Source organism: Marinactinospora rubrisoli, from assembly GCF_042664915.1.
Taxonomy (GTDB): domain Bacteria; phylum Actinomycetota; class Actinomycetes; order Streptosporangiales; family Streptosporangiaceae; genus Marinitenerispora; species Marinitenerispora rubrisoli.
Window position 1 is genome coordinate 87,432 of sequence record NZ_JBHTBH010000003.1, and the last position, 25,186, is coordinate 112,617.

At 72.7% G+C, this 25,186-nt stretch carries 21 protein-coding genes; 11 read left to right on the plus strand and 10 right to left on the minus strand.

What is annotated here, in order from left to right:
• The first annotated feature begins 23 nt into the window (after positions 1-23).
• The 4 genes from ACFQRF_RS07190 (at position 24) to ACFQRF_RS07205 (ending at position 4,340) form a co-directional block, all read left to right on the plus strand.
• Entirely contained in the window at positions 24-1,388 is a 1,365-nt protein-coding gene (locus tag ACFQRF_RS07190; protein WP_379869886.1) for a phosphomannomutase/phosphoglucomutase, read from the plus strand.
• Between the two features lie 69 nt (positions 1,389-1,457).
• Positions 1,458-1,634: a Trm112 family protein gene (locus tag ACFQRF_RS07195; protein ID WP_379869887.1), complete on the plus strand. Its 177-nt coding sequence runs from the start codon at positions 1,458-1,460 to the stop codon at positions 1,632-1,634.
• Positions 1,635-1,806: 172 nt separating this feature from the next.
• Complete coding sequence (locus ACFQRF_RS07200) at positions 1,807-2,931, plus strand: SIS domain-containing protein (RefSeq protein ID WP_379869889.1); 1,125 nt, start codon at positions 1,807-1,809, stop codon at positions 2,929-2,931.
• An 83-nt stretch (positions 2,932-3,014) separates the two neighbouring features.
• Positions 3,015-4,340 carry a serine/threonine-protein kinase gene (locus ACFQRF_RS07205; RefSeq protein WP_379869890.1) on the plus strand — a complete coding sequence of 442 codons (1,326 nt, stop codon included), beginning with the start codon at positions 3,015-3,017 and terminating at the stop codon, positions 4,338-4,340.
• 63 nt (positions 4,341-4,403) lie between these two features.
• On the opposite strand, the gene ACFQRF_RS07210 is transcribed toward ACFQRF_RS07205, so the two are convergent.
• Positions 4,404-5,660 carry a hypothetical protein gene (locus tag ACFQRF_RS07210; protein ID WP_379869891.1) on the minus strand — a complete coding sequence of 419 codons (1,257 nt, stop codon included), beginning with the start codon at positions 5,658-5,660 and terminating at the stop codon, positions 4,404-4,406.
• Positions 5,661-6,538: 878 nt separating this feature from the next.
• Between ACFQRF_RS07210 and ACFQRF_RS07215 the strand changes: the two genes are divergently transcribed.
• A complete protein-coding gene (locus tag ACFQRF_RS07215) occupies positions 6,539-8,632 on the plus strand; it encodes an acyltransferase family protein (RefSeq protein WP_379870413.1) in 2,094 nt (697 codons plus the stop codon).
• 23 nt (positions 8,633-8,655) lie between these two features.
• Here ACFQRF_RS07215 and ACFQRF_RS07220 read toward each other — a convergent pair whose 3' ends face one another.
• Positions 8,656-9,018, minus strand: coding sequence for a MerR family transcriptional regulator (locus ACFQRF_RS07220; protein ID WP_379869893.1), 363 nt, complete (start codon positions 9,016-9,018; stop codon positions 8,656-8,658).
• A gap of 113 nt (positions 9,019-9,131) precedes the next feature.
• On the opposite strand from ACFQRF_RS07220, the gene ahcY (ACFQRF_RS07225) reads away from it, so the two are divergent.
• A complete protein-coding gene (gene ahcY / locus ACFQRF_RS07225) occupies positions 9,132-10,568 on the plus strand; it encodes an adenosylhomocysteinase (protein WP_379869894.1) in 1,437 nt (478 codons plus the stop codon).
• An 18-nt stretch (positions 10,569-10,586) separates the two neighbouring features.
• Positions 10,587-11,849, plus strand: a complete 1,263-nt coding sequence (gene ahcY, locus ACFQRF_RS07230) for an adenosylhomocysteinase (protein ID WP_379869896.1) — start codon at positions 10,587-10,589, stop codon at positions 11,847-11,849.
• Here ahcY (ACFQRF_RS07230) and ACFQRF_RS07235 read toward each other — a convergent pair.
• Positions 11,846-11,953, minus strand: coding sequence for a type II toxin-antitoxin system HicA family toxin (locus tag ACFQRF_RS07235; RefSeq protein WP_379869897.1), 108 nt, complete (start codon positions 11,951-11,953; stop codon positions 11,846-11,848). The genes ahcY (ACFQRF_RS07230) and ACFQRF_RS07235 overlap by 4 nt on opposite strands.
• Before the next feature lie 62 nt (positions 11,954-12,015).
• Positions 12,016-12,798 (minus strand): RDD family protein, encoded by a 783-nt coding sequence (locus tag ACFQRF_RS07240; protein WP_379869899.1) that lies wholly within the window; start codon positions 12,796-12,798, stop codon positions 12,016-12,018.
• 101 nt (positions 12,799-12,899) lie between these two features.
• Here ACFQRF_RS07240 and ACFQRF_RS07245 point away from each other — a divergent pair, with 101 nt between their 5' ends.
• Positions 12,900-13,895, plus strand: coding sequence for a stage II sporulation protein M (locus ACFQRF_RS07245; RefSeq protein WP_379869900.1), 996 nt, complete (start codon positions 12,900-12,902; stop codon positions 13,893-13,895).
• A gap of 16 nt (positions 13,896-13,911) precedes the next feature.
• On the opposite strand, the gene ACFQRF_RS07250 is transcribed toward ACFQRF_RS07245, so the two are convergent.
• The 6 genes from ACFQRF_RS07250 to ACFQRF_RS07275 all read right to left on the minus strand — a co-directional run bounded on the left by ACFQRF_RS07250 (position 13,912) and on the right by ACFQRF_RS07275 (position 20,360).
• Entirely contained in the window at positions 13,912-14,337 is a 426-nt protein-coding gene (locus ACFQRF_RS07250) for a type II toxin-antitoxin system VapC family toxin (RefSeq protein WP_379869902.1), read from the minus strand.
• Positions 14,338-14,624: 287 nt separating this feature from the next.
• Positions 14,625-15,926, minus strand: a complete 1,302-nt coding sequence (locus ACFQRF_RS07255) for a DUF58 domain-containing protein (RefSeq protein ID WP_379869904.1) — start codon at positions 15,924-15,926, stop codon at positions 14,625-14,627.
• A gap of 67 nt (positions 15,927-15,993) precedes the next feature.
• The gene (locus ACFQRF_RS07260) at positions 15,994-16,989 is read right to left on the minus strand and encodes an AAA family ATPase (RefSeq protein WP_379869905.1); all 996 of its coding nucleotides are present in this window, start codon (positions 16,987-16,989) and stop codon (positions 15,994-15,996) included.
• 118 nt (positions 16,990-17,107) lie between these two features.
• Positions 17,108-18,319 carry a DUF4350 domain-containing protein gene (locus tag ACFQRF_RS07265; protein WP_379869907.1) on the minus strand — a complete coding sequence of 404 codons (1,212 nt, stop codon included), beginning with the start codon at positions 18,317-18,319 and terminating at the stop codon, positions 17,108-17,110.
• Positions 18,316-18,963 (minus strand): DUF4129 domain-containing protein, encoded by a 648-nt coding sequence (locus tag ACFQRF_RS07270; protein ID WP_379869909.1) that lies wholly within the window; start codon positions 18,961-18,963, stop codon positions 18,316-18,318. The genes ACFQRF_RS07265 and ACFQRF_RS07270 overlap by 4 nt, the downstream gene beginning before the upstream one ends.
• A complete protein-coding gene (locus ACFQRF_RS07275; protein WP_379869911.1) occupies positions 18,960-20,360 on the minus strand; it encodes a DUF7847 domain-containing protein in 1,401 nt (466 codons plus the stop codon). Before ACFQRF_RS07275 ends, ACFQRF_RS07270 begins: the two co-directional genes overlap by 4 nt.
• A gap of 475 nt (positions 20,361-20,835) precedes the next feature.
• On the opposite strand from ACFQRF_RS07275, the gene mtrA reads away from it, so the two are divergent.
• Genes mtrA through ACFQRF_RS07290 form a run of 3 tightly spaced genes read left to right on the plus strand, consistent with a single transcriptional unit; the run spans position 20,836 to position 25,144 of the window.
• Entirely contained in the window at positions 20,836-21,513 is a 678-nt protein-coding gene (gene mtrA, locus ACFQRF_RS07280; protein WP_114398240.1) for an MtrAB system response regulator MtrA, read from the plus strand.
• A gap of 20 nt (positions 21,514-21,533) precedes the next feature.
• Complete coding sequence (gene mtrB, locus ACFQRF_RS07285; RefSeq protein WP_379869913.1) at positions 21,534-23,282, plus strand: MtrAB system histidine kinase MtrB; 1,749 nt, start codon at positions 21,534-21,536, stop codon at positions 23,280-23,282.
• A complete protein-coding gene (locus ACFQRF_RS07290) occupies positions 23,279-25,144 on the plus strand; it encodes an LpqB family beta-propeller domain-containing protein (protein ID WP_379869914.1) in 1,866 nt (621 codons plus the stop codon). The genes mtrB and ACFQRF_RS07290 overlap by 4 nt, the downstream gene beginning before the upstream one ends.
• Positions 25,145-25,186 lie beyond the last annotated feature (42 nt).

Below are 25,186 nucleotides of genomic sequence, written 5' to 3' on the forward strand. Positions count from 1 at the left end.
CCATCGACCCGTCCGGAGCAGCTGTGGGTGACCTCGGTCAGATCTTCAAGGCATATGACATCCGGGGGGTGGTCCCCGACACCCTGGACGCCGACACGGCGCGGGTCATCGGCGCCGCCTTCGCCCGGGTCGCCGGCGCGGACCGCGTCGTGGTGGCCCACGACATGCGCCCCTCCTCGCCCGGTCTCGCGGCCGCCTTCGCCGAGGGCGTGACGGGACAGGGCGTCGATGTCGTCGCGGCCGGTCTGGCCTCCACGGACCAGCTGTACTTCGCCGCCGGCAGCCTCGGCATCCCCGGCGCCATGTTCACCGCGAGCCACAACCCCGCGCAGTACAACGGCATCAAGATGTGCCGCGCGGGCGCGGCGCCGATCGGTTCCGACAGCGGGCTGGCCGAGATCCGGGCGCTGGCCGAGGAAGGCGTCCCGCCGCACGACGGACCGCGCGGAACCGTCACCGAGCAGGACCTGCTGGCCGACTACGCCGCCCACCTGCGCTCGCTGGCCGACCTCTCCGGCATCCGGCCGCTCAAGGTCGTGGTGGACGCCGGCAACGGTATGGGCGGCCACACCGTGCCGGCCGTGCTCGGCGACCAGCTGCTGCCGGGCCTGCCGCTGGAGATCGTGCCGCTGTACTTCGAGCTGGACGGCACCTTCCCCAACCACCCGGCCAACCCGCTGGATCCCGACAACATCGTGGACCTGCAGGCGGCCGTGCGGGAGACCGGCGCCGACATCGGGGTGGCCTTCGACGGCGACGCCGACCGCTGCTTCGTCGTCGACGAGCGCGGCGAGCCCGTTCCCCCGTCGGCGATCACCGCCCTGGTGGCCGTGCAGGAGCTGGCCAAGGAGCCGGGCGCGACCGTCATCCACAACCTGATCACCTCCCGGGCCGTCTCCGAGATCGTGCGCGAGCACGGTGGGAACCCGGTGCGCACCCGGGTCGGCCACTCGTTCATCAAGACGACGATGGCCGAGACCGGCGCGGTGTTCGGTGGCGAGCACTCCGCGCACTACTACTTCCGCGACTTCTGGCGGGCCGACACCGGCATGCTCGCGGCCATGCACGTCCTGCGGGTCCTGGGCGGCGACACCCGGCCGCTCTCGGAGATCACCGCCGAGTACTCCCGGTACGCCGGGTCCGGCGAGATCAACTCCGAGGTCGATGACCAGGCCGGCCGCATGGCCGCGGTCGAGAACGCCTACGCCGGCACCGCCGGGGCCTCCGTCGACCACCTCGACGGGCTGACGGTCGAGTTCGCCGACGGCAGCTGGTTCAACCTGCGCGCCTCCAACACCGAGCCGCTGCTGCGGCTCAACGTGGAGGCGCCGGACCCGGCCGCCATGGCCAAGCTCCGTGACGACGTGCTCGGCATCATCCGCGGCTGACCCGCCGCATCCGTCTCGGAGACCGCTCCGAGATCCACCACGAACCGGGAAGCACAGGGACTCCGACCCATGACCACCAAGATCGACGCCTGGCTGCTCGACATCCTGGCCTGCCCCAAGAGCAAGGCCCCGCTCCGCCTGGACGAGGAGGCCGGGGAGCTCGTCTGCGACGAGAGCGGGCTGGCGTACCCGATCCGCGACGGCATCCCCGTGCTCCTCGTCGACGAGGCCCGCAGCATCCGGTAGCCGCTGGGCGTCCGGCCGCCCGGAGGCGGGCGGGCGCCCCGCCGGTCCGGGGCCGGTTCCCGGCCGCCCGGGGCCGTCGAGGTGTGTCAATCCCGGCTTCTGGGGCAAACTGGGAGAACCGAAAACCGCGCCCCCGCGGATTCGCCGGTCGACGTGAGTGAGGGGGAGGCCGATGCCTCCGGAATTCGACGAGTCCCGTCTCGACGACCTCTCCGCGGAGACCACGCACGGCGCGGGCGGACTGCTGCGCCAGGCCGCCTCGGCCGCGGCGCAGGTCCGGGTCGCCCGGTCCGCCGCGCTGGAGGCGCCGCTGCACGTGCTCGCCGACGACGGCCGCCCGCGGTCGATCGTCGTCGTCGGCAGCGGGCCGGCCGCGTTCGCCGGCGAGATGCTCGACGTGCTGCTCGGCCCCGGTTGCCCCGTCGCCGTGCACACCGTGCGCGACCACCCGCTGCCCGGCTGGGTCGGCGGTCACGACCTGGTCATCGCGGTCGCCGCCGGCGGGAGCGACCCCACCGAACAGACCGTCCGGCTGGCCGCCGAGGCGATCCGCCGCGGCTGCCGGCTCGCGGTCGTCGGGCCGGCCGATGAGCGGCTGGCCGCCCTCGCCGACCAGGGACGCGCGCCGCGTGTGGTCGTCCCCGAGAGCGGCGAGGAACGGATGTCGCTGTGGGCGCTCGCCGTGCCGCTGCTCACCGCCGCCGCGCACGTCACGGGCGGCGCGGTGCCGGGCGAGACCTACGAGGCCACCGCCCGGCAGCTGGAGCGCATCGCGCACGAGTGCCGGCCGACCGCCGAGACGTTCGAGAACCCGGCCAAGAGCCTCGCCCTCGAACTCGCCGGGACGCTGCCGCTGGCGTGGGGCGGCGGCCCGGTCGCCGAACTCGCCGCCCGCCGGTTCGCCGCCCAGCTGGCCGCCAACGCGCGCTACCCGGCGCTGAGCGGCCGGGTGCCCGGGGTCGAGCACGACCAGCTCGCCGCCCTCGACGGGCCGCTCGGCGGCACCGGACCGCGCAGCATCTTCGACGACCCCGTCGAGGAGGGGCCGGTCCGGCTCCGCGCCGTCCTGCTGCGCGATCCCGTCCACGCGGAGGGCTCCGAGGAGACCGCCCGCGCCCTGAGCGCCGTCGAGCAGGCGGCGGCCGAACGCGGGGTGCCGGTCAGCACGGTTTCCACGGAAGGACGCCATCCGATGGAACGGCTGGCCGGTTTGATCGCTCTAACGGATTACGCCACTCTGTATCTTGCTGTGGCATATGGCGTTGATCCGCTGACACGTACGCTGGTCGTGCGCTAGGGAGTGTTCGTCGGAGGCTTCCGGGCCCGGAACGCCGCGAAGGCCACGTCCAGCGTCGCCCACCACCGCTCTGGAGGAGATTGATGCCCGGTCCCGAATCGCTGTCGCCGAACGACCCCACGGCGTTCGGCGACTACAGCGTGGTCGGACGCCTGGGGCGTGGCGGTCAGGGAATCGTGTACCTCGCCCGCGACCGCGACGGCGATGAGTACGCCGTCAAGGTGCTCAACGAGGAGTGGTCCCAGGACACCGACCTGCGCAAGCGGTTCGAGAAGGAGGTGCGCGCCGCCCAGAAGGTCGCGTCATTCTGCACCGCCGCCATCCACGAGGCCAACCTCGACGCCGAGCCGCCGTACGTGGTCAGCGAGTACGTCGCGGGGCCCTCGCTCCAGGAGGCCGTGGCGAAGGAGGGGCCGCGCAAGGGCGCCGGGCTGCAGCGGCTCGCGGTGTCGACCGCCACCGCCCTGGTCGCCATCCATCAGGCCGGCATCGTGCATCGCGACTTCAAGCCCGGCAACGTGCTGCTCGGCCCGGACGGGCCGCGGGTGATCGACTTCGGCATCGCCCGGGTCGTGGACGGCACCGCCACCATGACCAACTCGATCGTCGGCACGCCCTCCTACATGGCCCCGGAGCAGATCGAGGGCCGCGGGATCACCGACAAGGTCGACGTGTTCGCCTGGGGCTGCGTCATGGCGTACGCCTCCACCGGCAACGCGCCCTTCGGCACCGACAGCGTCCCGGCGGTCGTCCACCGCGTCGTGTCCGCTCCGCCGGACCTCACCGGAGTCACCGGACCGCTGCGCGCCATCATCGAGGACTGCCTCAACAAGGACCCCGGCCGGCGCCCCACGGCCCAGCAGCTGCTCATGCGGCTGCTCGGCCACGAGGACCCCGCCGCGGCCCCCTCCACCGACGAGGTGGTGGCGGAAGGCGAGCGCATCGCCGAGTCCGGCGGTGTCAGCGGCCCGCAGTACCCGCCCTACGGGCCGGCCACCCCCAGCGGACCGCAGACCCCCTTCCCCTACGGCACCCCGCCGCACGGCGGCATGGGCATGGGACCCCGGCCCATGACCGGCCCGCAGACGCCGCCGCAGAACGGCTACGGCCCGCCGCACGCGCAGCCCCCGCTGGGTCAGCCGATGCCGGGCCCGGTGAACCCCGGCGTCACCGGGCGGATGGGCATGGCGCCGCCGCCCATGACGGGGCCGAACGCGCCCTACCCGAACCAGCCGATGCACACCCAGGCGCCCCGCCCGCCGATGCGGCCACCGGCCAAGCCGGCCCCGCGGCCGCAGGCCCGGCCGACCGAGGATCCGGTGCTGAGCCAGGGCTGGGTCATCCCGGCGGTGCTCATCGCCATCATCATCCTGCTCCTGCTGCTGTTCCTGGTGGCGCTGAGCGGCTGACGCCATTCGGCCGTGCCACCGACTCGTGGTCGGCGGCACGGCCGACCGCGTTCAGCGCATCGTTCAGCGCATCGCCTGGGTCAGGCTGTGCACGGCCTGGGAGACGGCGTCATCGACGAACTCCGCCACGTCCGGCCACCGCTCGTCGGCGCCGTCGGTGGGGATGAGCGTCACGCAGTCGGTACACGCCAGGTCCAGTGCGTCGCCCTGACTCCCGGCCGTGCGCAGCAGCGCGTCGGCGGTCACCGCGAGAACCCCGGTCGCCGGATTCCCGACGTCCTGCACCGCGATCAGCAGCCGCAGGGTGCCGTCGGTGACGGTCAGGTCCAGCGCCGCCCACCAGCAGCCGGGCCCACGGGTGAACAGCGCGCGCTCGGCGGCGGCGTCCAGCCGCTCCTCCAGGACCGGGTCCCCCTCCGGAACCCCCGCGCTCACCGCGAACCGTGCTGCTGAGTCCAGCTCCCGCAGCACCAGCGCCAGCGAGGCGGCCTGGTGGCGCAGATGCTCCACGACGCGGCGCTGGATGGCGGTGGCCAGCGGGGCCGTGTTCACCGGCGGCTGGTCCCGCTGCTGGGCGCTCCAGCTCAGCTCGCCGCGCAGGGAGGCCGTCTCCAGGTCGGCGAGCAGCAACGTCAGCTCCACCAGGCGCTCCCACTCACCGGCCTGGAACCGGGCCCGCTCGTGCTGCCCGGCCAGCCGGTGGTCCATGACGAGCGGCGGATAGTTCGACCGCATCAGCGCCAGCGACGCCATCGCCCACGGCAACGGCCGCCGGTGCGCCGGAGGCCCCGGAGCGGGCCCGGCCGTGACGGCCGGCTCCAGGGCGGTCTCGCAGATGAGCTGGATGTGCGCCGCGCGGATGACGGGGTGCGTCTCCACCGACGCCGCCTCGGCGAGCGAGGCACCGGCCAGCTCGGTGGGGGAGGGCGGCCCGTCGAAGTCGGGGATCTCGCGGGCGAGCGCCTCCAGATAGTCCGCCGTGAGCGGCTGACCCGCGGTGCACTCCGAGGCCATGCGCACCAGGGCCTCTTCCTCCTGGCTCAGCCGCTCCCGCAGCTCCGGGCTGACGTCCAGCCGCTCCCAACCCCGCGAAAGCCGCTCCGCCCGAGCCACCTTCGCATCCAGCAGCCCGGCGAGCGCCCGCAGTTCGACGACATGCCGACGGAAGAATCGCCGCCGATCCTCCGCCCACCGATGCCGAGGCCGACGGGTCTGGTGTTCCGCCCAGATCTCCCGAAGCCGATCCAACGCCGCGAGCCTACGGCGCACATTGTCGGGGAACCGGCTCAGAGCAAGGTCAAGGCCGCGTGGGGTGTTCACGCCTGGAACCGTAACCCGCGAAACGCCCCGGAAACCTGAACGGCCGGAACCGGCAGCGGGACGGGAGGAATGGGAGTGGGCGGCGCGGACGGGCGCTAGGGTGAGCGGGTGGCAAAGTTGCGGGAATGGGCTTTCCCGGGTGAAGGAGCAGCAGGTCAACGAGAGTGCGCCCCGCACGCGCGGGGATGATCCCCAGGGCCTCGCCAGGAAGCCGCACTCGGCGTGGTGCGCCCCGCACGCGCGGGGATGAACCCGGCTTCACACGCCGCTGCCACTGGTCCGGGTCGTGCGCCCCGCACGCGCGGGGATTAACCCCTCGATCTGCTGGCGGACGGCCCGAGCATCCCCGTGCGCTCGCGTATGCGGTGGAGAGGCCAGCGATCGAGGCCATTGGCCAGACGGTCGCGATAACCGCGAGCGTCGCTGCCACGCGATGGGTGTTCCCTCGGGGCTGACTTCGCGGTGGCTCGGACTCCCGGGCTTCGCCGCGAGGTCGTGACCGGCCGTCCACCGTGGGATCCGGGCCGTGCGTGACAAGTGGGACCAGCACCCGGCACGCGGCGGGTCGGTGAGCCGGGCGCGGGGCCTCTCGGTGGCCCGCCTTCGTTGCTTATCGGGGGTCCGCCGTTCACCCCGTCACCCAGCGCATACCGCGCCACGCCGTCCGGCGATGCCCCGCATCCCGTCATCCTTCCGTGACCGCACATTCACCACTGGTTGGCGCTGTACACCCCGATATGTCATGGTTCTCGCGCATCATGGTCGGCCGACATGGACGCGGTTCCGGCCGGGTTTCCCCACCCGCCGCCGTGTTCTGGTGCCTCTCGCCGTGCCCTCCGTGCGGCGTCTCCCGTCCACGAAGGTGATCCGCCGCAGTGGTGCAATCCCCGTCGAGTACGTCGAGTACCTCGTCCGAGACCGGCCCGGCGCGGCCGTCCGAGTCGCCGAGGCCGGTTCCGTCGGCGGCGCAGGGCGGGTACCGGCCCGAGATTCAGGGGCTGCGGGCCGTCGCGGTGCTGCTGGTGGCCGTCTACCACATCTGGCTGGGGCGCGTCTCCGGCGGGGTGGACGTGTTCCTGCTGCTCACCGGCTTCCTCATCACCGGTTCGCTGGTGCGCATGGTGGAGCGGCGCGGCCGGATCGACGTGGTCGCGTTCTGGACGAAGCTGGTCCGCCGGCTCACCCCGGCCGCGGCGGTGGTGCTCGGTGGTGTGCTGGTCGCCACTTTCCTGTTCCTGCCGCCGGACCGGTGGCGGGCCGCGATCGCGGAGGTGGTCGCGGCCGGGCTGTACTACGAGAACTGGAAGCTGGCCCTCGACGCCGTCGACTACCTCGCGCAGAGCAACTCCGCCAGCCCGGTGCAGCACTTCTGGTCGCTCGCCATCCAGGGGCAGTTCTATCTGCTGTGGCCGCTGGTCATCGGGGTCGCGGCGTTCGTGGCCGCCCGGGCCGGGCGGTCGCCGCGGCTGGCGGTGGGGATCGCGCTCTCCCTGGTGTTCGTGGTGTCCCTCGGCTACTCCGTCGTCTCGACCGAGCTGAACCAGCGGTGGGCCTACTTCGACACCGGCGCCCGGCTGTGGGAGCTGGCCCTCGGCGGGCTGCTCGCTCTCGCGCTGCCGTACCTGCGGGTGCCGGCGTGGCTGCGGGTGATCTTCGGCTGGGCGGGCCTGGCGCTGCTGCTGTCCTGCGGGCTGCTGCTCCAGGTCTCCACGATGTTCCCCGGCTACATCGCCTTGTGGCCGACCGGCGCCGCCGTGCTGGTGATCGTCGCCGGGACCACCGGCAGCCGGGTGGGTGCCGACCAGCTGCTCCGGCTGCGTCCGCTGCACTACGTCGGCGACATCTCCTACGCGCTGTACCTGTGGCACTGGCCGGTGCTCGTCTGCTACCTCGCCGTCACCGGGCGGACGACGCCGAGCCTGACCGGAGGCGCCGCCGTCCTCGCGCTGTCGTTCGCGCTCGCCGCGGCGACCACGTGGCTGGTGGACGCCGGGGTCGGCCGGCTCGTCCGGGACCGGGCCACCCCGCTGCGCTCGCTCGCGATCGGGCTGGCCTGCCTGCTGCCGGTCCTCGCCGGTGCCGGGGGCTGGTCCTGGCGACTCGCCGAGGAACAGCGGGAGCGGGAGGCGTTCGTCGCCGACGTCGGCAACTACCCCGGCGCGCAGATCCTCACCGACGCCGGAGCGGACGCACCGCTCCGCGACCTCCCGGTCTACCCGGACCCGGCCACGGCCGCCGACGACGTCCCCGCCACCTACCCGGACGGCTGCAACCAGGGCACCCAGTCGGCGGAGGTGCTCACCTGCGCGTACGGGGCGGACGACCCGGAGCGGACGATCGCGCTCGTGGGCGGCTCGCACGCCGCGCACTGGTTCCCCGCGCTGGAACGGATCGCCGACGACAACGACTGGCGGATCGTCAATATCATCAAGGGCGCCTGCCTGTTCACCCCGGCCGAGCAGCGCTACCGCGGCGAGGTGTACACCACCTGCCACGAATGGAACGACGGGGTGATGGCCGAGCTGGCGGAGCTGCGCCCGGACGCGGTCTTCACCACGGCGACCAGCACGAGCATCGACACCGACGCCGGGTTCGGCGGCGAGGTGGTGGTCGACGGCTACCTGGAGCGGTGGGCGGAACTGGACCGGCTCGGCATCGACGTGCTGGCGATCCGGGACACGCCCCGTTTCGACTTCCAGGCCCCGGAGTGCGTCGCGACGCGCGGTCCCGACGAGTGCGTCGGGTCGCCGGCACCGTCGATGGCCGAGACGTCGCCGCTGGAGTCGGTGCGCGGCGTCCCGGAGAACGTTACGTTCCTCGACCTCAGCCGCTACCTGTGCACCGGTGACCGCTGCCCGGTCGTGATCGGCAACGTCCTGGTGTACTGGGACAACGCCCACTTCACCGCGACGTTCGCCCGGACCCTGGCACCCATGCTGGAGCGCGACATCCAGCAGGCCACCGGCTGGTGAGCCGCGCCGTGCCTCCGGCGCCGCTAGTGCCGGCCGAGCAGCCGGAGCGCCTTCTGCTGGTCGAAGTCCAGCGCACGGGCCGGCGGCGGTGCGAGCCGGCCGAGGCGCTCGCCGTAGCCGCGCACCCGCGCCATGGTGGCCGGTTCGGCGAGCACCCGCAGGGCGAAGGCCAGGGCGGCCGGGGTGACGTCGTACTGCCGCTCCAGCTCCAGGCCGGCTGAGACGGTGCGCAGGTCGGCCTCGGAGAAGCGGCGGTGCCGGTGACCACGCCCGGACGGCGGCTCCTTGGTGACCGGGAGCAGGCCGAGGCTCTCCCGGTAGCGCAGCATTCGGGGGGTCATGTCCAGCCGCTCGGCCGCTGCGGAGATCGGGATGTCACGCTCCATGGCGCGAAGCTAGTCAATCTGACAAAGCACTGTCAATCTCGTGCCCGGGCGCGTGCCGGATCGCCGGATCCGGGCCTAGACTCGGGACGCACCCAGAGGAGGAGTACAGACGCATGGCATTCGACTTCAAGGTCGCCGACCTGTCCCTGGCCGAGTTCGGCCGTAAGGAGATCCGGCTCGCCGAACACGAGATGCCCGGACTCATGGCCACCCGCGCCGAGTACGGCCCCTCCCAGCCGCTCCGGGGCGCCAAGATCATGGGCTCGCTGCACATGACCGTGCAGACCGCCGTCCTCATCGAGACGCTCGTGGCGCTCGGCGCCGAGGTGCGCTGGGTGAGCTGCAACATCTTCTCCACCCAGGACCACGCCGCCGCCGCCGTGGTGGTCGGCCCGGACGGCACCCCCGACGACCCCAAGGGCGTGCCGGTGTTCGCCTGGAAGGGCGAGACCCTGGAGGAGTACTGGTGGTGCACCGAGCAGGCGCTCACCTGGCCCGGCGGTGACGGCCCCAACATGATCCTCGACGACGGCGGCGACGCCACGCTGCTCGTCCACAAGGGCGCGGAGTACGAGAAGGCCGGCGCCGTCCCCGCCCCTGAGAGCGCCGACAGCGAGGAGTTCGCGGTCGTGCTGCGGCTGCTGGGCGCGAGCCTGGCCGCCGACCCGCAGAAGTGGACCAACATCGCGGCGCGCATCAAGGGCGTCACCGAGGAGACCACCACCGGCGTGCACCGGCTGTACGAGATGCAGCGCGACGGCAAGCTGCTCTTCCCGGCCATCAACGTCAACGACTCGGTCACCAAGAGCAAGTTCGACAACAAGTACGGCATCCGGCACTCGCTGCCCGACGGCATCATGCGCGGCACCGACGTCCTCATCGGCGGCAAGGTCGCGGTCGTCTGCGGCTACGGCGACGTCGGCAAGGGCGCGGCCGAGGCGCTGCGCGGTCAGGGCGCCCGAGTGGTCGTCACCGAGATCGACCCCATCAACGCGCTGCAGGCCGCCATGGACGGCTACCAGGTGACCGTCCTTGAGGACGTCGTCGAGACCGCCGACATCTTCATCACCACCACCGGCAACTTCAACATCATCACCGCCGACCACATGACCCGGATGAAGCACCAGGCCATCGTCGGCAACGTCGGCCACTTCGACAACGAGATCGACATGGCCGGGCTCGCCAAGGTGCCGGGGATCCAGAAGATCGAGATCAAGCCGCAGGTCCACGAGTGGCGGTTCGAGGACGGCCACTCGATCATCGTGCTGTCCGAGGGCCGGCTGCTCAACCTGGGCAACGCCACCGGCCACCCCAGCTTCGTCATGTCGAACAGCTTCACCAACCAGGTGATCGCGCAGATCGAGCTGTTCACCAAGCCCGCCGAGTACCCGACCGGCGTCTACGTTCTCCCCAAGATCCTGGACGAGAAGGTCGCCCGGCTGCACCTCGACGCCCTCGGCGTCAAGCTCACCACGCTCACCAAGGAGCAGGCCGCCTACATCGGCGTGGACGTCGCCGGGCCGTACAAGTCCGACCAGTACCGGTACTGACGGGCGGACGCCGGCCGCATGGCACTCCCTTCGCATGACGTCGCGGACCTCGGCCTCGCGCAGGCCGGGGTCCGCCGCGTGGAATGGGCCGAGCACACGATGCCGGCGCTGCGCAGCATCCGCGAGCGGTTCGACCGCGAGCGCCCGCTGGCGGGGCTGCGCATCGCGGCGTGCATGCACGTCACGGCCGAGACCGCCAACCTGCTGCGCGCGCTGCGCGCCGGCGGGGCCGAGGTGGCGCTCGCCGCCTCCAACCCGCTCTCGACCCAGGACGACACCGCCGCGGCGCTCGTGGCCGAGTACGGCGTCATGGTGCACGCCCGCGCCGGCATGGACGTCGCCACCTACGACCGCAACCTGGTCACCGTGCTGGAACACCGCCCGCACCTGCTGCTGGACGACGGCTGCGACCTGGTCAACACCGCCCACCTGCGCCGCCCCGACCTGATCGCCGAGACCGTGGGCGGCTGTGAGCAGACCACTACCGGCGTGATCCGGCTGCACCGGATGAGCGCCGAGAGCGCGCTGCGGCTGCCGATGGTGGCGGTGAACGACACCGCGACCAAGCGGATGTTCGACAACCGGTTCGGCACCGGGCAGTCCACCCTCGACGGCATCATGCGCGCCACCAACGCCCTGCTCGCCGGGCGCACGATGGTGGTCGCCGGGTTCGGCTACTGCGGCCGCGGCCTGGCCGAGCGCGCCCGTGGCATGGGGGCGCGGGTGGTCGTCACCGAGGTCGACCCGGTCAAGGCGCTGGACGCGGTGATGCAGGGGTACACCGTGCTGCCGATGGCCGAGGCGGCGCGGATCGGCGACGTGATCGTCACCGTCACCGGCAACCGCGACGTGCTGCGCGCCGAGCACATGGCCGAGCTCAAGGACGGCGTGATCCTGGCCAACTCCGGCCACTTCGACATCGAGATCGACCTGCCGGCCCTGGAGGCCCTCGCGGTCGAGATCCGCCGCGAGGTGCGCCCGCAGGCCGATGAGTACGTGCTCGCCGACGGCCGCCGGATCGTCCTGCTCGCCGAGGGCCGCCTCGTCAACCTGGGCGCCGCCGAGGGCCACCCGGCGGCGGTGATGGACATGTCGTTCGCGGTGCAGGCCCTCACTGTGGAGTGGCTGGCCGCCCACCACGCCGAGCTGTCACCCGGCGTGCTCGACGTTCCGGCCGAGATCGACACCGAGGTCGCCCGTCTGGAGCTGTCCGCGCTGGGGGTGCGCATCGACGAGCTGACCCCGGAGCAGGTCGACTACCTGGGGTCGTGGCGTGCTTAGGGCTTGTAGGGGTGGACGAACTGCCGATGACTGCCACGCATGCGATCCAGGTACCAGCCATCCGCTTCGATCCACTTGATGATCTCACCTGCTTTGAGGGGCATGCCGGTAACGTAGCGTAATTGATCGATTTTTTTGTGTGCAGACCAGATGGGGAGATGCCTCCTCACCCCCGCTGCCGTGCCAGCCGTTCCTCCTCGCGGCGGCGGCGCTCCGCCAGGACCGCGGCGAGGTACTCGTACGGCGCGGCCCCCGGCGGCGGAGGCGGGCTCACCGTCCGGGCCACCGCGTTGGCCACCTCGGCGCCCATCGTGCGGCGCGCCTCCTCGGTCAGTTCGTGGTAACGCTGCACGTACTGGCGCGCCATCTGCGCCGTCTCCGGATCCAGCCGCGACAGTTCCGCGGTGCTCGCCCAGCCCGTCAGGTGCGGCGGCATCGGGATCGGGGCGGTGTCGGCGCGGCGGGCGCGCTCCTGGACCACGAGGGTCCCGGCCAGGAAGTCGCCGACCCGGCGGCCGTCGCGGTTGACCAGCGCGACGATGAGCGCCACCACGCCGCTGGTCAGCCAGAGCTCCACGAATCCGCAGAGGGCGCGTGTCAGGGCCTGGCGGAAGCGTTCGGGCGACCCGTCCGTCCCTACCACCCGCAGGCCCAGCGCGAGCTTGCCGAGCGAGCGGCCGCGCGTCAGCGTCTCGACGGCCACCGGGTAGCCGACGATGACGAGCACCACCAGCAGGATCTGCAGCGCCGCCCAGGTGGCGCTGTCCAGCAGGCCGCTGACCTGGTCGAGGAGCAGCGAGAGACCCACCAGGACCAGCGCCTGGGCGAGGACGTCGAGGAACAGCGCGACCATGCGCGTGGCGAAACCGGCCGGCCGCAGGTCCAGGACGACCGCGTCCCCGGTCACCAGATCGGTCTGCTGGTAGTAACCGCCGCTGGGATGTGCCAATGCCGCCTCTCCCGTCCCACGGTCCGGCTGTCACCTCCCAGTCTGGCAGCGCCCGGACGGCCAGGCGAACCGGGTGTCCCGGCGTCAGTAGAGTCGGGGGCGTGGATCTCGACGTCTTCGCAGCCGCGCACCGCCCCGACTGGGACCGCCTGGAGCGGCTGGTCCGCCGGCGCCGCCGGCTGACCGGCCCCGAGATCGACGAGCTGGTGGAGTTGTACCAGCGGGTGTCCACCCACCTGTCGGTGGTGCGCTCCTCCGGGCAGGACCCCACTCTCACCGGCTGGCTGTCCGGCCTGGTCGCCCGGGCGCGCTCGGCGGTCACCGGGGCGCACACCCCGGCCTGGCAGGACGTCACCCGGTTCTTCACCCGCACGTTCCCGGCCGTGGTGTACCGGCTGCGGTGGTGGTGGATCGTGGCATCGCTCGGCACCGTGGCGTTCTCGGCGGCGCTCACCGTGTGGATCGCCACGGACCCGGCCGCCTACGACGCCCTGGGCACCCCCGAGGAGATTCGCGCCTACGTCGAGCACGACTTCGCCAACTACTACGTCGAGTACCCGGGGGCGTCGTTCGCCGCCCGGGTGTGGACCAACAACGCCTGGGCCGCCGCGCAGGCCCTCATCTTCGGCGTGTTCCTCTGCGTGCCCACCGTCTATGTGCTGGCGCTGAACGGCGCCAACCTCGGCGTGGCCGGCGGCATGATGTTCGCCAACGGCAAGGGCGACGTGTTCCTCGGCCTGATCATTCCGCACGGCCTGCTGGAGCTGACCGCGGTGTTCGTGGCCGCGGGCGTCGGCATCAAACTCGGCTGGACGATCATCGACCCCGGCCCCCGTCCCCGGCTGCGCGCCCTGGGCGAGGAGGCGCGTGCGGCCGTGGCGGTGGCGCTCGGGCTGGTGGTCGTGCTCTTCGTCTCCGGCCTCATCGAGGGCTTCGTCACCGGGTGGGTGCACACCACGTGGCTGCGGATCGGCATCGGCGTGGTCGCCGAGGCGCTCTTCCTGACCTATGTCTTCACCCTGGGCCGCCGTGCGGCGCGCGAGGGGGAGACGGGGGACATCGCGGAGCGGCCGGAGTCCGTGCCGATGGTCGGCTGACCACCGCGCTCTGCGATCACAACTCTTCGGGAACCAGCGTGAACGCGTCCGTATGGTTCGGCCGGACCGTGGTGAAATGGCGCCTGTCCAGCGTCGCGATTCTGGTGATATCCAGCCGCTGTGCGACAGCTATGACGGAGGCGTCGACGAAGCCGATTCGCAGTGATGCGTACTGCCGGATGATACTGGACGCGCACACGAGGTCGTGCCTGTCCAATTCCACGATCTCTATGTCGCTCTGTACGAGGAAATCCAAAAGATCGGACTCGGCCTTTGGGCCCAGTTTGTTCTCAAGGCAGAGCGCCGTCTCGGTGACGACCGGTGAAGGCAGCAGTATCTGGCCTGGCATGGTGGTCAGGAGTTCGGCGCAGACGGCATGGTACTTGTCCGAATTATCGAGAGCGGCCCACAGGACGCCGGTGTCCAGCAGAGTTACGATCACTCTGAAAAGCGTAGCTGTCGACGAACGACCTCGTCGTGCCTGATGGAAATGTCCGGCTCTCCTGACGAGAACCTGCCGATAAAAGGCATATTCCGGCGCGGCTGCTCGCCCTCACTCAGGAAGTGAGACAGTTCTTGGTCGGATGCGATGAGGGAACGTAGGCGCCGTATGCCGGATGGCGTAAGCTTATCTACCAGTTCGTGAAGTTCCCGGTAGTTGTGCTCTGGACTCATATCAGTAGTGTAACCTCTGCGGCCGCCGGAGCCCCTTCGCGTTCGAAGCTCCCCTCACAACCGCCCCTGCGCCTTCAGCGCGATGTAGGCGTCCGCCAGCGCCGGTGCGATCGTCTCCGGCGGGGCGTCCACCACCTCCACGCCGTGGCGGCGCAACTCCGCCGTGACCCGGCGGCGGGCGGCCAGGGTGCGTTCGGCCGCCGCGGCCTGGTAGACCGCGCGGGTGTCGCCACGGCCCGCCGCCATCTCGTGGACGCGCGGATCGCTCACCGCCGCCACCAGCACCATGTGCCGGCTGGTCAGGGCGGGCAGCCGGGGGAGCAGGCCGGATTCCAGGGCGGCGGCGTCCAGATCGGTGAACAGGACCACCAGCCGGCGGCCGCGGTCGCGTCCGCCGAGCACGGTGGCGACCAGCCCGGCCGGGTCGGACTCGACGAGCTCGGACTCCAGCGGCGCCATCGCCTGGACGATCGCGGGCAGCGCGCTCGCCCGGCCGTGGCCGCGGACCCGGGCGCGCACCCGGCGGTCGTAGGCCAGCAGCTCCACCCGGTCGCCGGCCTTCGCCGCCAGCGCGGCCAGCAGCAGCGCGGCGTCCATCGAGTGGTCCAGCCGTGGCGTATCGCCCACCCGGCCGGCCGACGTCCGCCCGGTGTCCAGGACCAGCAGGATGCGGCGGTCGCGCTCCGGCCGCCACGTGCGGACCACGACCGCGTCGCGGCGCGCGGTCGCCCGCCAGTCGATGGACCGGACGTCGTCGCCCGGCACGTACTCGCGCAGTGAATCGAACTCGCTGCCCTGCCCGCGCACCAAGGCGACGTGCTGGCCGTCCAGCTCCCGCAGCCGGGACAGCTTGCCCGGCAGGTGCCGGCGGCTGGCGAACGGCGGCAGCGCCCGCACGGCCCACGGCACCCGGTGCGTGCACTGGCGCGCGGCCAGCCCGAGAGGGCCGAAGGAGCGCACGGTCACCCCGGCCGCGTACTGGTCGCCGCGGCGCGTCGGGGTGAGAACGGTGCTGATCCGGCGCCGTTCCCCGGCCGGGATCGCGACCCGCCGCACCCGCGGTGCCGCCCCGGCGCTCGGCGGCCAGGCGTCACGGACGCGGGCGCGCATCGGGCGGCGGCCCGGGTTGGCCACCAGCAGGCCGACGGTCGCGGACTCGCCGAGCCGGATCGCGGTGTCGCCGTCGCGCTCGAACTCCAGCCGACGGGCGCTGGGAGCCAGCAGCAGGTCGAGCAGCACCGCCGCGACCACCAGCCCGGCGTACCCCCAGAGCACCCAGTCACCGGCGTTCCCGGCGATGAGCACCACCGGTACCCCGGCGAACGCCAGGAGGACCGCCCGTCCCGTGACCGCCATCGCCTGTTCCCGTCTCCCTGATTCGCTGGTCTCGTCCGGCGTCACCCGTGCCGCGTGGCCGCGTGGGTCAGCGCGGCACCTGCACCGACGCCAGCACGCCGTCCAGCAGGCCGTCCGTGGTGGCGCCCTCCAGCTCGGCCTCGGGGCGCATGGCGATGCGGTGCCGCAGCGTGGCCTTGGCGAGCGCCTTGACGTCATCGGGCGCCACGTAGTCCCGTCCCGAGAGCCACGCCCACGCCCGGCTGGTGCGCAGCAGCGCGGTGGCGCCGCGCGGCGACGCGCCGAGCTGCAGGGACGGCGACCGGCGGGTGGCCCGGCACAGGTCCACGATGTAGCCGAGCACCTCGGGCGCGACCCGCACCGCCTGCACCGCCGCGCGGGCCGCCCGGAGTTCGGCCGGACCCGCCACCGCGCGCACGCCGGCCGCGGCGAGGTCGCTCGGGTCGAAGCCGTCGGCGTGCCGGGTCAGCATGTCCACCTCGTGCTCGCGCTGCGGCAGCGGCACGACGAGCTTCAGCAGGAACCGGTCGAGCTGCGCCTCGGGCAGCGGGTAGGTGCCCTCGTACTCCACCGGGTTCTGGGTCGCGGCCACGACGAACGGATCCGGCAGCTCCCGTGGCCGGCCCTCCACCGTCACCTGCCGTTCCTCCATGGCCTCCAGCAGCGCCGCCTGCGTCTTGGGCGGGGTGCGGTTGATCTCGTCGGCCAGGAACAGGTTGGTGAACACCGGCCCGTCGTGGAACTCGAACTTCGCGGTACGCGCGTCGTACACCAGCGAACCTGTGACGTCGCCCGGCATGAGGTCCGGCGTGAACTGGACGCGCTTGTGGTCCAGACTCAGGGCGGCCGCCACGGTCCGGATCAGGAGGGTCTTGGCCACGCCGGGGACGCCCTCCAGCAGCACGTGGCCCCGGCACAGCAGGGCGACGACCAGGCCGGTGACCGTCTCCTCCTGACCGACCACGGCCTTGGCGACCTCGTCGCGCAGCGCGGTCAGCGCCGCGCGCGCCTCGTCGGCGGACGGTCCGTCGGGCGGCTGTCCGTACGTGGTGAAGGCGGTCACGGCGGGAGTCACCTTTCTCTGGGGTCGGTGGAGTCGGGTACGGAGCCGGGCCCGGCGTTCCGCCCGATTCGACGGTCGTGGCGGGGTGCGGGCCGTCCCGGGGAGTGGCGGGTCCGGCTCACCGGAGTTCGCCTTCCAGCCGGTCGAGTTCGTCGGCGAGCCGCACCAGGCCGGCGTCGTCGGCGTCGAACGGATCGGGGACGTCCGTGCCGCCCGGACCGTACAGCAGGGCGCGCACCCGCTGAGGGTCCGCGGCCGTGCGGGCGGCCACCGCCTGGACCACGGTATCGGCGTCGGCGTCCGGGCCGAGCCCCAGCAGCGGGCGGTTGCGGCCGAGGAAGCCGTCGCGCAGCGCGGCGGCGGCCCGGTCGCGGGCCCGGCGCTCGGCGTAGAGCCCGGCGCGCCCCTCGGTGGTCTCGGCGGCGCGCACCACGCTGGGGATCCGCTCGGCCACGAGCGGGCCGAGCCGACGGCCGCGCCACAGGGCCAGCAGCAGCACGGCCACGGCGAGCTGCCCGGCGGCCAGGTACACCGCGCGGGGCAGCACCTCCCACAGCGATGCCTCACCGGGCGGCTGGGGGGTGTCGGGGTCGAACCACACCACGTCGCGGTCGGCGACCAGGTTCAGGGTGAGCGCGGCGTTGCCGAGCCGGGACAGCCGCCCGTTGCGCAGCGGCTCCCCGGTGCCCAGGACGGTGACGGTGGCCGAGCCGTCGGGCACCTGCACCAGCGCGTGCCCGGAGTCGGCGGGGTAGCAGGCCGTGCCGCCGCGGCCATCGCCGGCCGGGGCGGTGTAGACCTCGCCCCCGGTGTCGGCGCTGCCGGCGGCGACCGCGGCCGGCAGCGGGCAGCCGGGCCGCAGCGGGCCGGCGTCGACCCGGCCGGACATCCGCACCCCGGGTGCGAGCGCGGAGAGCACCTGGGTGGTGGGCTGGACCAGCAGCCGGTCGCCAGGGGCGCCGGCCAGCCGGTCCACCTCCTCGGGCAGCAGCCGGTGCGACTGGACGAGGACCAGCAGGGAGTCCGGCCCGGCGGCGGCCAGCGCGGTGTCGAGGTCGCGGGCCACGGTGACCTCGGTCCTGCGGTCGCGCAGCACCTGCACCACGGCGCGCGAGCCGTCGGGGCCCGGCGCCTCGGGGTCGAGGTCGCCGGTGGGCAGTTGCCGGCTGCCCAGCGAGAGCACCACCGCGACCACGAGCAGCAGTGCGACGAACGCCAGCGGGCCGCGCGCGCGGCGCCAGAGATCGCCGGGGGACCGCGATACGGGGAGGGCGCCGGAGGCGCCGGGCGCCGGGGCGGAAGTGCCGGTCGGGGCAGGCGTGGGGCTCATCCGGTCCGCTCCGTGCGCCGGTGGGGGGTGCCGGCGCGCAGCCGCTCGTCGAGGTCGCACAGGACGGCGTAACCCTCGGCGGTGGCGGCGCGGTCGCCGTACCAGACGTCGTTGAACACCCGGGCCGCGGCGTCCAGCGCCGCGCGGTGGCCGGGGAGCGCGGCGGCGGTCTCGGCGGCCAGTTCGGTCGCCGTGCGGCCGGCGCGCGGCACGATGACGGCGCGGTCCTCCAGGTCGCGGGAGACGGCGCGCAGGCGTTCGCGGATGGCATCGGCGTACCCACCGGCCGCCGCGTGCCGTTCGGCGAGCGCCCGGTGGTCGGCGGCGGATTGCGGGACACCGGCGTCGACCACCGCACCGCGCCGCCGGGAGCGCCGGGCGGGCCGGGTGTACCAGACCAGGCCGGCGAGCAGCAGCACGAGCACGGCGAGCAGCGGGCCGAGGACCCACCAGCCGCCGGGCAGCGCGCCGCCCAGGCTGTCCAGCAGCTCGGACACCCGGTCCACGACCCAGGCATAGATCCGCTCGACGACGGTCGGCTCGGACTGCCCGTAGACCGGGTCGGCCAGTTCCTCCCGGGCCAGCCGGGCGGCCTCCTCCCGGCTGATCTCGGCGCCCGGCGCGAGGGCGGGCACAGCCGTCAAGCGGGGCCTCCCGGGCCGCCGGGAGCGGGACCGTCGCCGGGCGGGCCGGGCCACTGGCCCGCGGCAGGCGGGTAGCCCGGCGGTGCCGGGGCCGCGGTGGTGCGGTAGACGTCGACGTCGACCTGCCGCCCCGACGCGGCGGCGCCGCGTAGCCGCAGGTCCAGGCCCTCACGGCGCATGCGCATGTCGACGTAGAGCAGGGTGGTGACACCGGCGGCGAACGGGCTGGTCACCGCGCCGGAGATCACCGAACCGAGGTAGACGCTCGCGGCGTTGGCGACCGGCACCCAAGGGGCGTCGGCGCCGATGAACGGCGTCACCGCGCTCACCAGGGAGAACGGCGTCACGAGCAGGTTGGCGACCACTCCGGCGATGATCTGCGCGAGCAGCAGAATGCCGAATACCCGCCACCAGCTGCGCCGCACGAGCGTCCAGGACCGCCCGATGGCGTGAAACGGGCCGACCCGCTCCAGCACCACGGCCGGCATCGCCAGGGCCAGCTTGATGTACACCCAGGCGGCGAGCACCGTGGCGAGGACCAGGCCGACGACGAGCACCAGCACGCCGGACACCGGTTCCACGGCGGTCAGCAGCAGCCCTCCGGTCAGCACGGCCATCAGCAGGACGAACCACAACAGCGACAGCAGCACCGTGATGGCGCCGAGCCCGAACACGGCGCCGATCCGGCCGCGCACCGCCCGAACGGCCTCGCCCAGCGTCACCCGACGGCCGAGTACCGCGAGTCCCACCACGCCCGCCAGCAGGCCGGAGAGGATGGTGCCGGCGGCGAAGCTGATCAGCGAGCCGCCGAGCATGCTCACGGTGCTGAAGGTCGAGAACGGGAACAGCTCCTCCGGCGCCACCGCGGTCTGGTCGCTGAGCTGTTCCTCGAAGGTGAGCAGGTCGTTGGTGAGCGACCCGTAGCCGAGCGCCGGCAGCAGGCTGGCCACGGCCATCACGATGACGGCGAGCCCCAGCGACGCCCTGGGGTTGTGCCGGATGTAGCTGAACGCCCCGTTGAAGATGTCGCCGAGCGTGAGCGGGCGCAGCGCGACGACGCCGGGCCGCGGGGGGAGCGGCGGGCCGGCGGCGGGCCACTCAGGCCCGCCGTGCCCGGGCGGATCGCCACCCGGTGGACCCCAGCCGCCGTGCCCGGGCGGGCCGCCGTGCGGCGGCTGCCCCGCTCCGTACGGCGCTCCGCCTCCGGTGGGCGCCTCCCAGGGCGGCGTGGGGCCGCCCGGGGCGGCCCAGGAGCCGGGCTGCCGCGTGCCCGGATCGGGGTGCGGTGCTTCGTGCGGCTCGCCTTCCGGGGCGGCCGGCCGCTGCTCCGGCCGTCCCGACGGCGCGTCCGGTCGGCTCCCAGGGGCTCGCCAGAGCGGGCCGCCGTCCTGGGTCATCGGTCCCTCCGCTTCCGCTGCTGCCCCGTCGGGGTCTCTTCCGGGCGTGGCGTCACCCACGTTATGCGACCTCAACCTACTGCGGGACGAACCCCGACGTTGCGGTTATTTGTCGCTTATCGGCCAGCCAATACTGTTCACTCTTTTTGTATGCTTTCGTTATCTGGCCACCGTGTCGCCCACGGCCAGGGTGCGACTCCACTCTGGACGAGGCAATGGGTCAGGCGGCAAGGTGTTCGGGGGATCGGCCGGGGGACTGCTCTCGGCGTGTACGGGGAGTGACCACCGCGCCCGTGGCCATCCGGCCAACCACCCGCGGTGCCGACTGAATGATGGCAAGGTTGGGTGGCGGATGGCCGCTTCTGTGCGGGGATCCCGGCAGCAGGGTTCGAAGAAGTGCCGCTTGAGTGTCCAGAAAGGAGTAGGCGTTCGCGTCGCCGCCCCTCCACGGGGCGTCACGAGCGCCGGGTAACCGATGAAGGGACGCGTTCTGGTCGTCGACGACGACCTCGCTCTCGCCGAGATGTTGGGCATCGTCCTCAGAGGAGAGGGCTTCGAGCCCTCCTTCGTCCACGACGGGGACAAGGCCCTGGAGGCATTCCGCGAGACCAAACCCGACCTGGTGCTGCTGGACCTCATGCTTCCGGGGGCGGATGGAATCGACGTCTGCCGGCAGATCCGGGCCGAATCCGGCGTGCCGATCGTCATGCTCACCGCCAAGACGGACACGGTCGACGTCGTTCTGGGGCTGGAGTCCGGCGCCGACGACTACGTCGTCAAGCCGTTCAAGCCCAAGGAACTGGTGGCCCGCGTCCGCGTGCGGCTGCGCCGCACCGAGGAACCGGCCCCCGAGGTACTGCAGATCGGGGACATCACCATCGACGTCGCCGGCCACTCCGTGCGCCGTGACGGCCAGCCCATCAGCCTCACCCCCCTGGAGTTCGACCTGCTGGTGGCGCTCGCCCGCAAGCCGCGCCAGGTCTTCACCCGCGAGGTGCTGCTCGAACAGGTGTGGGGGTACCGGCACGCCGCCGACACCCGGCTGGTCAACGTGCACGTCCAGCGGCTGCGCGCCAAGATCGAGAAGGATCCGGAACACCCCGAGGTGGTCGTCACCGTCCGCGGTGTCGGCTACAAGGCCGGCACGGCCTGATCCGGCCGGAGACGGGGTAGATGAGCGGGAACCGCGCCGGACTGGACCCGCCCGGGCAGCGGCCGGAGGGCGAGGCCGTCGCGCTGACGCGCTGGCAGCAGGCCGGCGGTCTGCTGCTGCGCGGCTACCTCGTCGCGCAGCGTGCCGCCCGGGCGCTGGTGCGAGGCGTGCACACCCGGTGGCGCAGGTCCCTGCAGTTGCAGGTGGTGACCACCACGCTGGTGCTCTCGGCGCTGGTCACGGCGGTGCTCGGGTTCTTCCTCATGCAGCAGGTCCGCACCGGCCTGCTGGACGCCAAGGAGAGCGCGGCGCTGAGCGACCACCACGCCGGCCTCACCTACGCGCTCAACGTCATGCAGGACAGCGACCAGTCCGACCGCGACCGGCAGCTCGACCAGATCACCGACGACCTCGGGGCGCGCAGCGGATCCACCGGGCTGTACGAGGTGATCATCCTGCCCACGGTGGGCGGCATGACCGGCCGGGCCAGCGGTGACGTCTCCGAGACCAGCGTGCCCGTTCAGCTCCGTGAGCAGGTGCAGAACTCCACGGAGCTGGAACGCCAGTACTACCGCTACACCGAGATCGTCCGCGGCCACACCCGCGAGCCGGGCCTGGCCGTCGGCGCCCAGCTCTCCAGCGCGTTCGAGCTGTACTACCTGTTCCCGCTCGACCACGAGCAGGAGATGCTCGACCTGGTGCAGCAGACGCTCTTCCTGGTCGCCACGGCGCTCATTCTCCTGCTGGCCGCCATCGCCTACGTCGTCACCCGGCAGGTGGTGATCCCGGTCCGCCAGGCCGCGAGCTCCGCCGAGCGGCTCTCCTCGGGGGATCTCTCGGAACGCATGCGGGTACGGGGTGAGGACGATCTCGCGCGGCTGGCCATGTCCTTCAACGACATGGCGGGCAGCCTGCAGGAGAAGATCCGCGAACTGGAGGAGCTGTCCAAGGTGCAGCGCCAGTTCGTCTCCGACGTCTCCCACGAACTGCGCACCCCCCTGACCACCATCCGCATGGCCGGGGACCTGCTGTACGACGACCGCGACGACCTCGACCCGACCATGCGCCGCTCGGTCGAACTGCTCCAGAGCCAGCTGGAGCGCTTCGAGGAACTGCTGGGCGACCTGCTGGAGATCAGCCGGCACGACGCGGGCGCCGCCACGCTCGCGGTGGAGTCGGTGGACATCCGCGATGCCGTCATGCGGGCGGTGGGCGACGCCGAGCAGATCGCGGAGCGGCGCGGCATCAAGGTCGTCCTGCGGCTGCCGGCCGAGCCGTGCGTCGCCGAGTACGACGTGCGGCGCATCAACCGCATCCTGCGCAACCTCGTCGTCAACGCCATCGAGCACAGCGAGGGCAAGGACGTCATCGTGACCGCCGCCGGCGACCGCGACGCCGTGGCGGTCGCCGTGCGCGACTTCGGGGTCGGGCTCAAGGAGGGGGAGGAGCACCTGTGCTTCGACCGCTTCTGGCGCGCCGACCCGGCGCGGGCCCGCACCACCGGCGGCACCGGCCTCGGCCTGTCCATCGCCCGTGAGGACGCCCTCCTGCACGGCGGCTGGCTGCAGGCGTGGGGCATGCCCGGCAAGGGGGCCCAGTTCCGGCTCTCGCTGCCGCGCAAGGCCGGCGCCGAACTGCGCGGTTCCCCGCTGCCGCTGGCGCCGCCGGAGATGGCCATCGGCCGGGTCCGCCCCGCCTATCCGGCTCCTGCCGCCACCGGCGTCGAACGTGCCGCCGGCTGGTCGCCCGCCCTCGGGGAGGAGGCATGACCCCCGTGATCTCCGTCATCCGCACCCGCCGGCTCGCCGCCTTGGGCGCCGCGGCCTCCACCTGCCTGCTCGCCGCGCTGTCCGGCTGCGCGACCGTGCCGACCGGCGGGCCGGTGGTGCAGAACGCGGGCGGCGAGAACGCCGCCGAGCAGGACGGCACCTACGTCCGGCTGCTCCCCGCCGGCCCGCAGCCCGGCGTGGGCGAGATCGGGCTGATCCGCGGCTTCCTCAAGGACATGGGCAGCTTCGAGGAGAACCACCGTGCCGCCCGGTTGTACATGACCTCCGCGGAACAGTCCGCGTGGTCGCCGGACGGCACCGTGCTGGTCTACGGCGAACTCGACTCGGTCGGCCTGGACGTCACCCCCGACGAGAGCGGGCAGCGCGCCACCGTGCACATGCGCACCCCGCAGGTGGCCACCATCGAGCCCAGCGGGCAGTACGTGCCGGCCGGCGCCGGAGAAGTGATCGACATCACCTTCGAACTGGCCCGGGTCAACGGCGAGTGGCGCATCTCCGACCTTCCGAGCGACCTCGTGCTGAGCCGCCGGGACGTGGACCGGGTGTTCCGCCCCCTCAACCTGTACTACTTCAACCGTGACATGAGCACGCTGGTGCCCGACCCGGTGTTCCTGCCGGCCAACACCAGCCAGCTGCCCACCCAGCTGGTGAAGATGCTGGTGAGCGGCCCGACGGACTGGCTGCGTCCCGCCGTGCGCTCGTCCTTCCCGGCGGGTACCTCCGTGGCGGCGGCCTTCGACTCCGGCCGGGTCACCGTCGAGCTGACCACCGGCTCCGGGTCCGTGACGGACGCCGAGTTCGGGATGGGCGCACAGCTGGTGTGGACGCTCAAACAGCTGCCCGAGGTGCAGGAGCTGGTGCTGCGGGTCAACGGGGAGGAGGTCGAGCTGCCGGGCGAGGAGGACGAGAACGTGCAGACCGGCCTCGCCGCGTGGAACTCGGTGAACCCGGCGGGCGTGACCGACGACGTCCGCGGCTACTTCATCCGGGACGGCCAGCTGTGGTCCCTGGACGGTGAGCAGCAGGAGGCACGCGCCCTGGGCGCGGCCGGGCGCGGCGACTCCCCACTGGAGCTGTACGCGGTGTCGCTCGACGAGGACCGGGTCGCCGGGGTCACGGGGGACACCGTCCAGGCCGCGGACCTGGTCGAGAACAGCGACTACCGCACCGTGCTGCACGACGGCGACTACACCGGGGTCTCCTGGGACGGTTACGGCAACCTGTGGGTGGTCGAGGACACCACCCGGGAGCGGGAGGACGAGCCCGAAGCCGGATCGACCGCCGACGACACCGAGCGCGGCAACGCCTCCCCCTCCCCTCAGCCGAGCACACCGCCCCGGGGCGGCACCCGTGTCTGGCTCGCGCCGGACGGCGCCGACCCCGTCGAGGTGAGCGCGCCGGAGCTGGCGGACCGCGAGGTCGTGCAGCTGCGCGCCTCCCGCGACGGCACCCGGGTGGCGGTGCTCACCCGCGACGGCGACGACACCCAGGTGTGGGTGGGGCGCGTCGTGCACGGCGACGACGGCGTGGCGGTGCAGGAGTTCATCCCGCTGGCCTCGGACCTGAACCAGGTGGCCGACATCACATGGCGGGGAGCCGACCAGCTCGCCGTCCTGGGACAGAAGGACCGCGGCGCGATGCAGGCGTACCTGGTACCGCTGGACGGGAGTACCGAGTCCACCAGCGCCGGGGCCACCCCGGGCGCCGACATGCGCACCATCGCCGCGGCTCCGGGGGCACCGCTGCTCTCGGGGGTCGAGAACGACAACGTGTGGCTCACCAATGACCGGCTGATGTGGCAGCGGGTGACGGACGGGACGAACCCGGTCTATCCGGGCTGAGCGGCAGATCGCGTCCGGGACTCCGGGAAGCGGGCGCGGAGT

Coding starts and splice junctions, on each gene's coding strand:
- ACFQRF_RS07195 (WP_379869887.1), top strand. CDS start 1,458: ATGACCACCAAGATCGACGCCTGGCTGCTCGACATCCTGGCCTGCCCC.
- ACFQRF_RS07200 (WP_379869889.1), top strand. CDS start 1,807: ATGCCTCCGGAATTCGACGAGTCCCGTCTCGACGACCTCTCCGCGGAG.
- ACFQRF_RS07205 (WP_379869890.1), top strand. CDS start 3,015: ATGCCCGGTCCCGAATCGCTGTCGCCGAACGACCCCACGGCGTTCGGC.
- ACFQRF_RS07220 (WP_379869893.1), bottom strand. CDS start 9,018: ATGGAGCGTGACATCCCGATCTCCGCAGCGGCCGAGCGGCTGGACATG.
- ahcY (WP_379869894.1), top strand. CDS start 9,132: ATGGCATTCGACTTCAAGGTCGCCGACCTGTCCCTGGCCGAGTTCGGC.
- ahcY (WP_379869896.1), top strand. CDS start 10,587: ATGGCACTCCCTTCGCATGACGTCGCGGACCTCGGCCTCGCGCAGGCC.
- ACFQRF_RS07235 (WP_379869897.1), bottom strand. CDS start 11,953: ATGCCCCTCAAAGCAGGTGAGATCATCAAGTGGATCGAAGCGGATGGC.
- ACFQRF_RS07255 (WP_379869904.1), bottom strand. CDS start 15,926: ATGGCGGTCACGGGACGGGCGGTCCTCCTGGCGTTCGCCGGGGTACCG.
- ACFQRF_RS07265 (WP_379869907.1), bottom strand. CDS start 18,319: ATGAGCCCCACGCCTGCCCCGACCGGCACTTCCGCCCCGGCGCCCGGC.
- ACFQRF_RS07275 (WP_379869911.1), bottom strand. CDS start 20,360: ATGACCCAGGACGGCGGCCCGCTCTGGCGAGCCCCTGGGAGCCGACCG.
- mtrA (WP_114398240.1), top strand. CDS start 20,836: ATGAAGGGACGCGTTCTGGTCGTCGACGACGACCTCGCTCTCGCCGAG.
- mtrB (WP_379869913.1), top strand. CDS start 21,534: ATGAGCGGGAACCGCGCCGGACTGGACCCGCCCGGGCAGCGGCCGGAG.
- ACFQRF_RS07290 (WP_379869914.1), top strand. CDS start 23,279: ATGACCCCCGTGATCTCCGTCATCCGCACCCGCCGGCTCGCCGCCTTG.